This is a genomic window from Dyadobacter sp. 32, assembly GCF_902506755.1.
Classification (GTDB): domain Bacteria; phylum Bacteroidota; class Bacteroidia; order Cytophagales; family Spirosomataceae; genus Dyadobacter.
The window spans coordinates 4,339,983-4,353,912 of sequence record NZ_LR735258.1; the positions used below are offsets into that span (position 1 = coordinate 4,339,983).

Below are 13,930 nucleotides of genomic sequence, written 5' to 3' on the forward strand. Positions count from 1 at the left end.
AATTATTCGTTATATTTATCAGGAATACGTGAATAAAAATTGCGTTTTCTGCTAATGCAGTTCCTGATCATGTCCCTAAACCACAAAACTACATAATACTATGGCCTCAATGCTTGAATACATTAAAATTATTCTGCACAAGGTTAGTTTTGACCGCAGACTGTTTGAGAAAGAATTAAGAAAAGCGATACGAATGTTGATGCCCGCGGAAGTAAAAAGATTAAGATTATGGTGCTATGAAAACTATGGAGGGCAGCATTTAGCTGTTCTGAACACCTGTTTCACTGTTGCAACCTAAATGGCTCTGAGTATTTGGTTTTATAACAAAAAGAAAGATCCTTCGAATAATCGAAGGATCTTTCTTTTTGTGGTCAATTAATAGTTTACTTCTTTTTGGGCGCCACTTTGGGCTTGGCAGCTGGTGTTGCCGCAGCCGCTTCCGCCGGTGCCGGTGTCAGTCCAAGTGCTTCTTTCGCGGCAGCATCCTCCGGATCAATCGCGAGAAGTTTTTCCCAATAGCCTTTTGCTTTTTCCTTGTCTTTAAGTGTTGTTTCTGTATAGAACGCCAGGTATCTGTATGCCAGTTTCAGAAAACCTTTATATTTGCTGGGATCTGCATCCTTTTCAGCAAGTTCCGTTAGTTTTAAATAGTATGGCGCAGAAATGCCTTTATCCACATTTTCCTGTCTGTCATACGCATTATAAAGCGAGCTTCCTCTCCAGTAGTAGCCAATGGGCCAATCCGGGGTTTTCGCCGTCACTATGGCAAAAATGGAATCAGCAGCAAGGTAGAAACCACGTTTCTTTTGCAAAATAGCAATACTATCAGCACCTGAAGGAATTATTGCACCACCTTGCTGAAAATTAGACAAACCGTAATAGTAATAATCATTGGGCGAAGCTTTCGCAGTATCTGCCGCTATACCCGTTTTGAAAGTACTGGCTGCCTTGGCATAATCCTTTGCTCCATAGTACAAAGTCGCCACTTCCTTGTAGGTTGCTGCACGTTCCGAAGCGCTTGTATCAATATCCGCCCCTTTCAACATGTAAACAAGTCCCAAGGAATCATAAGGCAAACCTCCAGCCGCAGCCTTTGCGTTGTAGGCACGTCCCAAATACTTGAAGTCATCAGGATTCAACCTTTCCGGCGTTTTCTCAAGTTCAGAAATCAGCTCTGTCAGGTTCTGAATAGCCTTATCCGGTTCGTTCGTTTTAGCGTAAGACCAGCCATACATACGCTTCATCATCGGATCATTTATTTTACCCTTGATTTCGTCCAGCATGCTCAACACCTTAGGATAGTCGTCAGCTGTAAAAGCAAATTTGGTACCGCGCAATCTCACCAGTGGATCAGTATTACCGCTCTTCTGGATATAAAGGTCATAGTTTTCAGCAGCTTTTTTGTACTGCCTGGCTAAAAAGTAAAGCTCCGCCAAATCCTTATATGCTGGGGAGAAATTAGGATCTGCTTCGATAGCCTTCTTATAATAATCACCCGCAAGCTGATAATTCTTACTACGTAAATAAATCTGACCCATTTTTTGATGTGCCAATGCGTAATTCGGCTTTGCTGTGAGCGCATACTCATAAGCCGTTGCAGCAGGCCCACCCTCATTACGAATCATTAAAGCGTCACCTTTTGCAATGTATGCATCGGCAAGATCTTTATTACGCTTAATGGCTTCATCCAATAAACGGATAGCCTCGGCAGGATCATTGTTTTTTTCAAAAAGTGTATATGCCTCTCCAATCCTGTACAAAATATCGGCATCTTTCTTTTTCTTCTTTTCAGCTGCATCGAAGTACTCTTTTGCCTTGGCTTTATCTCCTTTACCCAAGGCAACTGTACCCAATCCCACCTGATTTATCACTGATTTATCGTCAATTTCCAATCCCTTCTCAAACGCCTTCTGCGCCTCATCAAGTCTATTCATTTTGACTAAATAATACCCTAAATAGTATTGATTGTCGGCAGATGGAGTTTCTGCAAGCTTTTTAAACAGAGCCTCTGCCTCCGTATATTTTTCAGCGTTAAGTAATGCCACACCATCCTGAGCGGTCTGAGCTTGTACGCTTACGAAGGCTAATAGGCCAAATAACAGTGCTTTAAATTTCATTTTCATCATTGTGTTCATTTTTTACCCGGTTAATATTACGATAAAAAATTTGGTCTTTCAATAAACAAGTTCCAAATGTATTAAATTGTACAGCTAGCTTTAAAAATTTTGCCCAGTCTTCACTTCCAGTTCTCTTGGATACGGAATTTTTGGCAATAAACCCATCTTTTCAATAATCAATCCACCCACATCCCGTGCGATGTAAGTCATTAAGCCTCCTCCCAATCCCGAATACCCTTCACGGCTGATAATGTAAATTTCCCTGCTCAGCGGGTAATTCTTAAATTCCAATCCACTTTGAAAGGGTTGGTAGTACTCCTTTATTGATGCCGGAGAGGCGGTTTTAGCGATTCCAAAAACCGTCAGGTCCTGCGAAAGCCCCTCACTGCTCAATGAATGCCCATCGCTTATCCAACTTACACCTATAAAGCCCATGAACATTGGATTTGTCTTCACCAGGCTAATCACTTTCTCATTGGATCCGGCAGCGACAATTCTAAGATTTTTCAAATCTCTGACCTGAAATTTTTCCAGAATAAAATTGAGGTTACTGGTATTAATATTGTCAAAAACCAGTGTAATGAGCCCGGTTTGATTACCACCCTTAAGCTGACTCCAATTGGTAATGGTTCCCTCAAATATGCTTTTCAATTCTGGCATGGTCATGAGACTGTCCGTATTCTGCTTCCCAACGATTACGGCCAGGCCATCCGTAGCAATATGCTGCGCTTTTTGATACCCCTTTTGATTCAGTACCATAGCCTCTTCCTTCTCAGTAAGCTTTCTCGTTGTAAAAGCAATCCTGGCACTGTCCTGAAGCAATTGCAATACGGCAAGCTGCTCGGGTTTGTAATCAATTTTAAAGTGCGCATCGGGATATATTCCTTCGTAAGCATTTGTTAAAGCATGCACCAACGGCCTAAGCGATTCGTCTGCAGCGATGACAATGGAGCCACTCCTGGGATTATCCAGTCTTTTCGAATCGGAAGTACATCCTTTCAGAAATAATACGAACGACAAAAAACAACAATACTGAAAATACCTCATGACTCTCCCTGATTATTTCTCCTTTTCCACACTCGATACGCCCGGAAACTACCGTACAAAATAAGTATACCAGCCAAGGCGTATTTTTGAATATTGTTGATTGGTAAGAAATTAAAAGACGAGGAGGAGGAGATCAAGTAGACCCCTCCTCCTACGTATACAAGAGCCATTATAAGAGAGGCAAGATCAATAACCTGCTCATGCAATGGTCTATCCCTCATGAGTTACTCCAACTGAAAGTTAATTGGCAGGTTGTATTTCACACGAACTGCCCGACCAGATTGTTTACCAGGTTTCCACTTAGGCATTGCTTTCACAACGCGCATTGCTTCCTCATCACAGCCAAATCCAAGTCCTTTAAGAACAGTTACATCCTGAATACTTCCATCCACGTTTACAACGAATGACATGAAAACTTTTCCGGAAACGTTTGCCCTTGACGCTGCACTTGGGTATTTGATGTTCTTACCAAGATACTTATACATCTCGGAAGTACCACCCGGGAACTCCGGTTGTTGTTCAACCACAGTAAAAACTTTCTCAGGCTCCGGCGCTGCTTCTACTACTGTACCTTTACTTGGTGCCGCAATGGCCTCCGGTGCTACAATAATCTCATTGGCATTTGGATCACCTTCTACAGTCTTGTTTGCAACAACTGCTTCTTTAATTTCTTCCACAGTTGGTGGTGGCGTTTCCTCAGGTACTTCTTCATCCTTTTTAACCTCGGGAGGCAAGAACTTCACGGTATTCACCTTAGGCTGCTCGATTGGCGGCGGTGGTGGCGGTGGTGGTTCTGCTGGGTCAATCGGCGGTGGTGGCATTTTCATCAAATCCACTTCTGTCTCAATCAGCTCTTCCTCTTTACCCAAATTCAATTTATTAAGGATTGAAGGGCCAAGCATTGCCAAAATAAACAGGAGCGCTCCGATTACCGTTGCTTTCGTTACATCGGCGCGATAGCCTTTGCGAAGCGAAAATGCCCCATACGCCTTATTACGATTTGCAAACACTATATCATCCAGTGTCGCATTCGGGCCTATTTCTGCCATGGCGGTTTTTTTAAATTGTTAAATAATTATTTATCCTTTGGAATAACCTTATCCCCCAGTACTTCTTTTTCCGAGTCGGTAAGGTTGTCAACGAGCGCGTATCTTTTGGTTTTGGTGATCGCCATCTCGTCCAGTGCATCCACCATATTTTTAAATGAGGATACTGCTGTCGGCTTCAAAACCACGACAAAAGCGTCGTTGCCCTTTTCGTCTTTCGGATTTGCCGCGTTGATCCTTCTCTGCGAATTGAAAATAACAGTTCTCAGATCATAACCATACCGGGTTGTTTTTAAGGATTCTTTTGCCTTCTCATCATCAGCTGCTATACCATCCAAGTAGTAGACATCATCGTTCGCTCCTAAAAACAAGGTGAGAACTTTGGAGGCTTTCAGCGGCTCTGTCTCTTCCGGTTTATCCTTCTCCTGCTTATCAGGAAAGAAAACCGACATCGCCGTTGGCTTGGTCATTGTGGTTGCAAGCATGAAAAAGGTAATAAGCAAGAATCCCAGATCCACCATTGGGGTCATATCCACGCGGGTCGACAGCTTCTTGCCACGAACTTTGCCGTCGCCTTTGCCATGCCCGCCACCGCCGGATTCTTCTATTGCTGCCATTTTAACTTTTTATTAAAGTGAAATTACGTCTTTCTATCAATCTACTTTGTAACCCGCAGGAGCCTGTTCTTTACCTGTGATTAAGGAGAACTTGTTGATATTCTGCGATTGCAGGTTGGCAAGTACATCTTTAAACACCGGAAACTTCGCAAGGTTGTCTCCCTTTAGCGCAATCCGCAATTGCGGATTTGCTTTACGAGCTGCATATACCCAGTCGGCAAGCTCACTGGTACCTGTGGAGTCCACTTTGATACCTGGTTGCTTTACTGAAGCCAGCTGCTCCTTAGGTAAACTTAACCAGGGTTTCAATTGGTTGATCGGGAAACCAAAACTCGACTGCAGTGCAAATTTTGCTTTTTCCGAATCAGTAAACGAAATACCCTTGCTTTGGGCCAGGTTGTCAAGCATCTCAACACGAGTTGGCTTGGCATCAATCCCAAAGAACACTTTTCCGTCCTTGTCAATACTTATGACCATAATTTCATCATCCGGCACCTTTGTCTGCGAAATGGATGTAGGAGTTTGGATCTCCGCATCATTCGACTTAAACGTTGCCGTCATGATAAAGAACGTCAGAAGTAAGAAGGCCACATCCGTCATCGCCGTCATATCTGTATGCGGCGGGTGTTTCTTAGGCTTTACTACTGCCATAACATTTACAAATATATAAGTTTTTTTAATATTAACGAAACTTTCATATAAAAAGTTTCAGAGCATCAATGGTGAGCAGCAAAATTCTGCTGGATGCTCATTCCAATTTCGTCAATACTGTAGGTAAGATCATCTACGCGGCTATTGAGGTAAGCGTAAGAAATCGTAGCGATTGCAGACGTACCAATTCCAAGAGCCGTGTTGATAAGGGCCTCAGAAATACCCGTTGCAAGTGCTGCAGAGTCAGGAGACCCGGAAGTACCCAAAGCTGCAAACGCCTTGATCATACCGATTACCGTTCCAAGAAGTGCCAAAAGCGTGGATGCTCCAGCCAATGTTGCAATGATTGTAAGGTTTTTTTGTAGCATTGGCAATTCCAGTGTGGTAGCTTCTTCCACTTCTTTCTGCAATGCAGCAAGCTTTTGCTCTTTGTCAAGACCTGTTTCTGTTGTCAACTGTCTGTATTTAACAAGACCTGCTTTGATTACATTTCCAACAGAACCTTTTTGTTTGTCGCATTCTTTGATTGCTTCGTCGATTTGATTCTTATCCAGAAGGCTTCTGATTTTGCGAACAAATGAGTCAATGCTACCAGTACCGCTTGCTTTGCCCAGGGTAATTAGTCTTTCGATTGTAAATACCAATACAATCAGAAAACAAGTCATCAAAATAGGTACGATGGGGCCTCCTTTGTAAACAATTCCGTAGTAATCACCATCGATTGGGCCTTTGGCATGATCGCCATCTTTAAAGTGGGAGGCATCTCCCAGTACGAATAAATAAATAGCAAGGGCAATCACGAATAAAACAGGGATTACTAATGCCGGGTTCAAACCGCCTTTGCCTTTTGTTGCTGCTGCCGCAGGCTTAGGTGCTGGTGCCGGACTTGTAGCTTTCTTTTCCATCAGACTTACTTTTAAAGGTTAAATTGAGATTTTGGTTGTGAATTAAATAAAACTTTTGGTTAAACTAGAGATTTGTAAAATAAAATTTTGGTTGTGGTTTCATGGTATCAACGCTTACAAAAGTATGAGTTTTCCTTTTAAAAAAAAGCAAGCGTTTTGTCAGTTTTTTTGCCAGGATTTTTACGGTTTCTTTTCATAATTGCACCTTTTAAAGATTAACTTCATTTAAAATAGGGCCGATTTCACCCCTTCTTTCGCTGATAAACAGCGATATATAGACAAATTGTAACTTATATTAAATTGCACTATAAACTAAGAATAGTATCAACTTGTTTTTACATCTGCCCACTACTCTGCTAAATTATTTCCTGTTTGCCCTCAAAAAGCAAATATTATTCTTGTCCAGGAAATAAGCCGATTGCGACATTTTGGTTACAAACCTGCCTAATTAAGGCCTTTGATATAGGAAAACACACGGTTTGCATTTTACTACTTGCCTATCCGGGCTGTGACTTAAACGGAAACTAAGCAGTTTACCATCTGGAGTTCATAAAAATATGGTAATTTTGACGGTTATAAAAGTCATGGATTCCTGTAAGAAATAACAAATTCATAATATGAAAATTGACGAACTCGCTTTAAAAAAGATCGCTCACCTGGCTCGTTTGGAAGTAAAACCGGAAGAGGCGGGAGTACTCTTGCAAAGTATGGATACGGTACTAACCTGGATGGATCAACTCAATGAGATAAACACGGACGGTGTGGAGCCCTTAACCCACATGATGGATGAGGTGAATAATTGGAGAGAAGACATCAGCGCCAACAACCTGACAAGAGGCGAAGCGTTGTCTAATGCTCCCAGTCAGGATGGCACCTACATAAAGGTACCAAAGGTGATTGAGTGATAGGCCCGCATGGCTAATCGCAGAGCCAGACGTGAAAGGTGCGTTGGGTAAATGTACCAATCTTGTAATTGCACCTATGGGCAACGCAACCGGGAAGCCGTGCTAATGAATGTCGAATCCGTCGGCGTCCTGATATGCCGGAAAAGTGGCGCGATAATTTTCCAGTTCGCTTTTGTAAATGAGGGTGCTTTTAACCAATGCGGATTGCCCAAGATTAAGAAAAGGCTCGCCCAAAAAATCCAATAACTTCGAGTCCCCCTGATAGGTGAGCCCATTGGTATCACTCCCCACTCTGTTTACTCCAACAACGTACGCCTGGTTTTCGATGGCTCTTGCGGCAAGTAGGGTATTCCACGCATACGCTCTTCGTGCAGGCCAGTTGGCCACATAAATAAGCAAATCATAAGGGTCATCCGCTTTATTCCTGCTCCATACCGGAAATCGGAGGTCGTAACAAATCAGGGGACATATCTTCCATCCTTTCCAATGGACGATGAGACGGCTTGATCCTTGCTGGTAATGTTCCTGCTCCCCGCCCATCCGGAACAGATGACGTTTATCGGAATAAAAAAGAGCTCCATCCGGCTGAACGCAACACACTCTGTTATAGCGCTGATGATCTTCCCTCACTGCGAAACTGCCGATTAGCATGGCGTTGGTCATGGCCGCCATTTGCCTGAGCCATTTGGTAGTGGTCAGATTCATTGGCTCGGCTATGGATTTCTCCATAGAAAAGCCGGAATTGAACATTTCAGGCAGAATGATCAGATCCGTTTTTGTTTCCATTCCCGCTATTTTCTCCTCTAGCGCCGACAAGTTAGCAGTCCTGTCTTCCCAGTAGAGATCTGTTTGGACCAGCGTGACGGATAAGGGCTGCCCGGAATCTGTATTGACCATTTTACAAATGTATATATAGGAACACCAACGATTATCTGCGGCCTGGAAAACGCATGCGATAGTCTGCATCAACGTTACCTTTGGAAATATCGGTAAGCTTCTTTTTTATAAACTGCTTCTTGAGCGTTGGCAAATAGTCAACAAACAGCTTACCGAGTAAATGATCGTACTCGTGCTGGATAATTCTCGCTGCCATGCCACCATATTCCTCCTCAAATTCGTTCCAATCGGCATCCCGGTAACGTATTTTTACGGTATCAAGACGGTAAACATCTCCCCGAATCCCGGGTATACTCAGGCAGCCCTCCTCAAAAGCCCATTCTTCTCCACTTTCTTCGATCACTTCGGGATTTATAAATACCTTCTTGAATCCTACAAGTGAAAGGTCCGGCTCGTCGTCATCGTCTTCGTCATCCTTTTCACTGAAGGGGGTGCCATCCACAACAAACATGCGAATATTCATGCCAATCTGGGGTGCAGCCAACCCTACTCCATTTGCGGAGTACATGGTTTCAAACATATCGGCTGTCAGTTTCTTTAAATCCATTTCTTCCTTTTCTATAAAACGAGTGGATTTTCTAAGAATCGGGTCACCGTAGGCAACAATAGGATAGATCATTTTTAATTATTTGGATTGTAGTATCATTTAAATGGTATAACAGGCAGGCTAGAGGCGCAGGTTATTACGGTTTTCCATGTAGGATTGTAAAATAATCGTTGCACTGATCTTATCGATATTGCCTTTTTCTCTTCTATCGCTCTTCTTTGACCCCCCGGCGATCATTGATTGCAGCGCCATAGAAGAAGTAAATCTCTCATCATGTGTAAGCACGGGTACATCCGGAAAAATTTTCTGCAATTGTTTGATGAAAACCTTGACCCGGGCTGCATTCTCACTTTCCGTGTTATCGAGCCGCCGAGGCATGCCTACTATAAAAGTTTCAATCACCTCTTTCTGAGCATAGCTTTTCAAAAACTCCAGAAGATCATGTGTCCTTACAGTATCCAACGCCGTTGCAATGATCTGCAGAGGGTCGGTTACCGCAATTCCGGTACGTTTTGAACCATAGTCGATAGCCAGGAGACGAGGCATTAATTTAGTCGGTTTTTTGCAAAGATAAGACCTTTCATTTAGCTTTCTCCCGATTCCACAGCACTTGGAGGAATTTGATACACACCTTGTAGATTACCATTATATTTACGTCATGATTGAAAAGCGCTGGATACACTACCCTGAACTTACCCCGGTCCAACAACAAACTGCAACCGAATTGGCTTCGTCGTTGAATATCAATGCTGAGCTGGCTACCCTGCTTGTTCAACGTGGTATCCTGGATTTTGATGGATCCAAATCATTTTTCAGGCCCGATCTCGCCCATCTGCACGACCCCTATCTGATGAAAGATATGGAAATCGCCGTGAGTCGGCTTAATGAGGCTATGCTTTCCGGTGAAAAAATCCTCGTCTATGGCGATTACGACGTGGACGGCGCAACCTCTGTAACGTTATTCTACGGATTTCTAAATACGATATACCCTAATCTCGATTATTACATTCCTGACCGTTATAATGAAGGATACGGAGTTTCCTGGCAAAGTATTGACTGGGCAGAACAAAACGGCTTCACGCTGATCGTTACCCTGGACTGTGGTATTAAATCGGTAGACAAGGTAAAAGAGGCAAAGCTCCGTGGTATTGATTTTATTATCTGCGACCATCACCGCCCCGGAGATGAGCTTCCGGATGCAGTCGCCGTACTCGATCCCAAACGGACAGATTGCTTGTATCCTTATAAAGAACTCACCGGCTGTGGCGTGGGTTTCAAGCTTCTTCAGGCACTGTGTATGTCACGTCATTTGGATCCATCCCCTTTATTTGACTATCTGGATCTGCTGGTGATCAGTATAGCGGCGGATATCGTTCCAATCACCGGAGAAAATCGAATTCTGGCTCATTACGGCCTGAAACGCCTGAATGCCGCCCCCCGAACGGGTGTGAAAGCACTGATACAGATTGCCGGCCTAACCGGCACAATGGACATTACGAATGTTGTTTTTGGATTAAGTCCCAGAATCAATGCGGCAGGCAGAATCAAACATGCCCGGGAGGCTGTGAAGCTATTACTCTCGGAGGAAGAATCGGAAGCGCATGAATTTGCACTCGAAATCAATAAACACAATACAGACCGTAGAACATTTGACAGCAGCATCACACTGGAGGCACTGTCTATGATTGAAAATGACAGCTGGTTTTTGGATGCAAAAAGTACGGTGCTATATAAGGAAGACTGGCACAAAGGCGTAATTGGAATCGTGGCGAGCCGGTGCATTGAACATTATCATCGCCCCACCATTATTCTCACCCATTCCCACGGAAAAGCAACCGGATCGGCCCGTTCTGTTCCGGGCTTTGATGTGTACGAAGCCATTGAAGAATGCGCCGATCTTTTGGATCAGTATGGAGGCCATACTTTCGCGGCCGGACTTACTCTCCCGCTGGAAAATCTGGAAACATTTAAAATTCGGTTTAATGAAATCGTGAGCGCACGCATTTTACCTGATCAGATGGTCCCCTTCATCAAGATAGATATGGAGCTTGAACTTGAAAAGATCACGCCAAAGTTTTATAACATACTAAAACAAATGGGGCCGTTCGGGCCGGGCAACATGACCCCCGTGTTCGAAAGCCGGGCGGTAAAGCTTGCCGGCAATCCGGTCATTATGAAAGAGAAGCATATCAAATTTGACGTCAGGCAAAACAACTCCCAGGTCTTTACGGCAATCGGTTTTGGAATGTCAGGTTTCTATCCCGACCTTGTGAATGGCAGACCATTTTCAATCTGTTATCAATTGGAAGAAAATAACTTCCGTGACAAAAAAACGTTACAATTATTCCTGAAGGATCTGAAGTTTCAATGAAACCGGATTCCCCAACATCACTAACTTAGAAAAATGTTACTTAGAACTGAAAACCTGGTAAAAAAATACGGAGCCCGGCTCGTGAACGACAATGTTAGCTACCAGGTGGAGCAGGGAGAAATTGTAGGATTACTCGGCCCCAACGGAGCCGGCAAAACAACCTCCTTTTATATGGCTGTGGGCTTGGTAAAACCCAACAGCGGCAAGGTTTTCCTGGACGACAGGGACATCACCAGCCTGCCCATGTACAAGCGGGCGCGGCTGGGACTTGGCTATCTTGCTCAGGAAGCCTCGGTTTTTCGTTCTCTTACCGTTGAAGAAAATATCAAAGCCGTACTGGAAATGACTGACCTGTCAAAAAGTGATCAAAAACAGAAAGTGGAAGAGCTTCTTGAAGAGTTTCATTTGCAACATGTACGCAAAAGTAAAGGGATGGTGCTGTCGGGCGGAGAAAGACGAAGGACCGAAATTGCACGCGCACTGGCTGTCGACCCAAAATTCATTTTGCTGGATGAGCCTTTTGCAGGTGTGGATCCCATTGCCGTTGAGGACATTCAGAGTATCGTAGCCCGGTTAAAGCATAAAAATATTGGCATTCTCATTACGGATCACAACGTAAACGAAACGCTATCGATTACAGACAGAGCCTACCTGTTATTTGAGGGGAAAATATTAAAACAGGGTACAGCCGAGGAACTGGCAGAAGATGAGGTGGTTCGCAGGGTTTACCTGGGGCAGAACTTCGAACTTAAAAGAAAGTTCGTTTAAATGGCCAATAATAGAAAAGGGAACGCTCTATGGCATTCCCTCTCTTACAATTATTCACCATGAACTGTATTAGAAAATCCTCCTAGGGCGCTCCTGGCCCGTTTATTTTTTCGGGCACTTTTTACAGCGCTTGCCCTTCGTTTTATAACTCTTACAACATTTTTTAAACACACATTCCTGTGCATCGGCGATTGATCTCACCCAGGAAGATCCTTGCTCAGAAAATGTGTCAGCTTCGCCGCAAATAAAAGCACTCATAAATAAATCGCTGTGTGTTTAACGTGACAAACTTAACATCAATTTAGAATCGTTCCAAGAAAACTGCCACTTTTATTTTGAACAAATCTAAATAGCTCGGCTTATACTGCCTATCCTGTACGATAAACATAAAGGTCAAAAAGTCTATTGTACCTATAAAACCTTTTCCCATATCTCATGTATAGGCTTCCCCTCGCTGCTTTTTCCGCTATGATCCCAGCGACCTCCATCCAGCTTCCAGTCAAATTTCAAGCTGGCGCCAACGCGATTGTTATCTTTTGAAAAAAACTGGATGTTTTCTGTGTACTTCCCGTCAGCTGCAGTGTAAGTACCGCCTCCCGTTGCATAAAATCCTTTCACAGCAGGGTCAATAGCAAACCACTGAAACCGGGTACCGGATAAAATTTTTATTGTTTTTCTTGTCCCACTCTGATGTATCTTCACCAGCGGGCCATCTCCGTTCTGAGCACGTTCTGTGATGTGCCATGCCCCGGCCATTGGACGATTTTCAGCATCATCGACCAGCATCCAAACCATTGCTTCCTCCGAACGCAGGGTAAGCACATCATCCTTTTTTGTAACCGTGAAAACAACCGGGATCCCGATTTTGGCCGTATCGGAAGTATTGAATTCAGGGGTATAGGTCATTTTATCGCCCGACATGGTAAAAGCGCCCCCTTCACTTCTCTCAAAGTATTTATTCAGTAAACTATAGGAAGCAATGGCAAGGTAATTGTCCGCAACGATCATCATGGAAGTACTACCGGTAGGTTCCTGCGATTTCCAGGCACCCTTTGGTACCTGAGCCATTGAGAAAGAAGTGCAAATGAGAAGAAAGAGTAACACGTTCAGTTTCATGATAAATGATTTTTGATTTGTTTCCGTAAATATCAAAATTATGCCAATACCTCCGAATCACAGAAGCCCCCTAAATGGACTGGAGCAAGTCTTACAAATATCATAAGGGAAGCGGGATTAGCGTAAAACCTCTTTCAAAACATCCAGAGACCTTATTTCACCCAATGAATCCATATGAATTTTATAAAAAAAAAGCAGTTTTTCAAGTATACCCACGCGCCGGATCCGATCCATTGACACCATCTGCCCGTAGCCCCCAGACAATAAATTAACAATCACCTGCTCCTCCACCGGATCGGCAACTTGCGGATAATGATGTTGCCTGAGCTCGTTGTTCAGATCTTCAATGGCTTCAATCCCAAACCCAAGAAAAGAAGCCAGCTGCATGAGAAACTGAATGTGGAAATTTTCAAAATCCCTCTCGGCTCCATCCAGATATAGCACCGACTGTTCCAAAAATTCAAACAACGCCTCATTGGTTTCCTCCTCGCGCAATGTTTTCCCCAAAATTTCGGTTACGAACAAGGCCAGACTTGATTTGGCAACATCGTACGGGAGACTTTGAAACGGAGCGTAACATTTCATTTCCGAAATTCTATGCACGGTATCGTCTTTTTTTTGATGATAAACGACCATGTCAAGAAGCGTCAATGGCTGAAACAGGGCAATTTTGTTGGTTTTGGACGTGCTGCTTCTCACGCCATTAACAATGTAGCTTTGTATACCAAAAACCTTCGTGTACACTTTCGCTATGATAGAAGTTTCCCTATAACGTATATAACCTAATGCTATGCCCTGTGTTTTATGTAACATCTTTCGCAATTGATTAGAACCAAATTTACGGATTTAATCAGTGTATCTTTTCAGCTGCCCCCAAATGACCTGCTTACGAGGGCAGAAGTTTTATTGATTGTAGAATAAAATGCCATCGACACGCTTTTCC

General features: G+C 43.5%; 15 protein-coding genes. 4 read left to right on the plus strand and 11 right to left on the minus strand.

Annotated features, from left to right (window positions below; translation table 11 throughout):
• The first annotated feature begins 100 nt into the window (after positions 1-100).
• Positions 101-298, plus strand: coding sequence for a hypothetical protein (locus tag DYADSP32_RS17530; RefSeq protein ID WP_149241534.1), 198 nt, complete (start codon positions 101-103; stop codon positions 296-298).
• Positions 299-383: 85 nt separating this feature from the next.
• Here the strand turns inward: DYADSP32_RS17530 and DYADSP32_RS17535 are convergent, their stop codons facing one another.
• The 6 genes from DYADSP32_RS17535 to DYADSP32_RS17560 all read right to left on the minus strand — a co-directional run bounded on the left by DYADSP32_RS17535 (position 384) and on the right by DYADSP32_RS17560 (position 6,383).
• The gene (locus DYADSP32_RS17535; protein ID WP_414617870.1) at positions 384-2,117 is read right to left on the minus strand and encodes a tetratricopeptide repeat protein; all 1,734 of its coding nucleotides are present in this window, start codon (positions 2,115-2,117) and stop codon (positions 384-386) included.
• A 99-nt stretch (positions 2,118-2,216) separates the two neighbouring features.
• Positions 2,217-3,164, minus strand: a complete 948-nt coding sequence (locus DYADSP32_RS17540; protein WP_149241532.1) for a substrate-binding domain-containing protein — start codon at positions 3,162-3,164, stop codon at positions 2,217-2,219.
• Between the two features lie 224 nt (positions 3,165-3,388).
• The gene (locus DYADSP32_RS17545) at positions 3,389-4,213 is read right to left on the minus strand and encodes an energy transducer TonB (RefSeq protein WP_149241530.1); all 825 of its coding nucleotides are present in this window, start codon (positions 4,211-4,213) and stop codon (positions 3,389-3,391) included.
• Between the two features lie 26 nt (positions 4,214-4,239).
• Entirely contained in the window at positions 4,240-4,827 is a 588-nt protein-coding gene (locus DYADSP32_RS17550; protein ID WP_149241529.1) for an ExbD/TolR family protein, read from the minus strand.
• A gap of 36 nt (positions 4,828-4,863) precedes the next feature.
• Positions 4,864-5,478: an ExbD/TolR family protein gene (locus tag DYADSP32_RS17555; protein WP_149241528.1), complete on the minus strand. Its 615-nt coding sequence runs from the start codon at positions 5,476-5,478 to the stop codon at positions 4,864-4,866.
• Between the two features lie 65 nt (positions 5,479-5,543).
• A complete protein-coding gene (locus DYADSP32_RS17560; protein ID WP_149241527.1) occupies positions 5,544-6,383 on the minus strand; it encodes a MotA/TolQ/ExbB proton channel family protein in 840 nt (279 codons plus the stop codon).
• A gap of 617 nt (positions 6,384-7,000) precedes the next feature.
• Between DYADSP32_RS17560 and gatC the strand changes: the two genes are divergently transcribed.
• On the plus strand, positions 7,001-7,288 hold the full coding sequence (gene gatC / locus DYADSP32_RS17565) for an Asp-tRNA(Asn)/Glu-tRNA(Gln) amidotransferase subunit GatC (RefSeq protein ID WP_149241526.1): 288 nt from the start codon (positions 7,001-7,003) through the stop codon (positions 7,286-7,288).
• A 102-nt stretch (positions 7,289-7,390) separates the two neighbouring features.
• On the opposite strand, the gene DYADSP32_RS17570 is transcribed toward gatC, so the two are convergent.
• Genes DYADSP32_RS17570 through ruvX form a run of 3 tightly spaced genes read right to left on the minus strand, consistent with a single transcriptional unit; the run spans position 7,391 to position 9,278 of the window.
• Positions 7,391-8,185, minus strand: coding sequence for an amidohydrolase (locus DYADSP32_RS17570; protein WP_149241525.1), 795 nt, complete (start codon positions 8,183-8,185; stop codon positions 7,391-7,393).
• A 31-nt stretch (positions 8,186-8,216) separates the two neighbouring features.
• Positions 8,217-8,804 (minus strand): peptide deformylase, encoded by a 588-nt coding sequence (gene def, locus DYADSP32_RS17575; RefSeq protein ID WP_149241524.1) that lies wholly within the window; start codon positions 8,802-8,804, stop codon positions 8,217-8,219.
• Between the two features lie 48 nt (positions 8,805-8,852).
• A complete protein-coding gene (gene ruvX / locus DYADSP32_RS17580) occupies positions 8,853-9,278 on the minus strand; it encodes a Holliday junction resolvase RuvX (RefSeq protein WP_149241523.1) in 426 nt (141 codons plus the stop codon).
• A 112-nt stretch (positions 9,279-9,390) separates the two neighbouring features.
• Here ruvX and recJ point away from each other — a divergent pair, with 112 nt between their 5' ends.
• Positions 9,391-11,103 (plus strand): single-stranded-DNA-specific exonuclease RecJ, encoded by a 1,713-nt coding sequence (gene recJ / locus DYADSP32_RS17585; RefSeq protein ID WP_149241522.1) that lies wholly within the window; start codon positions 9,391-9,393, stop codon positions 11,101-11,103.
• Positions 11,104-11,136: 33 nt separating this feature from the next.
• Entirely contained in the window at positions 11,137-11,871 is a 735-nt protein-coding gene (gene lptB / locus DYADSP32_RS17590; protein ID WP_149241521.1) for an LPS export ABC transporter ATP-binding protein, read from the plus strand.
• A 411-nt stretch (positions 11,872-12,282) separates the two neighbouring features.
• Here lptB and DYADSP32_RS17595 read toward each other — a convergent pair whose 3' ends face one another.
• Together DYADSP32_RS17595 and recO are read right to left on the minus strand one after the other, a co-directional pair.
• Positions 12,283-12,987, minus strand: coding sequence for a hypothetical protein (locus tag DYADSP32_RS17595; protein WP_149241520.1), 705 nt, complete (start codon positions 12,985-12,987; stop codon positions 12,283-12,285).
• Positions 12,988-13,104: 117 nt separating this feature from the next.
• The gene (recO, locus tag DYADSP32_RS17600) at positions 13,105-13,800 is read right to left on the minus strand and encodes a DNA repair protein RecO (RefSeq protein WP_149241519.1); all 696 of its coding nucleotides are present in this window, start codon (positions 13,798-13,800) and stop codon (positions 13,105-13,107) included.
• Positions 13,801-13,930 lie beyond the last annotated feature (130 nt).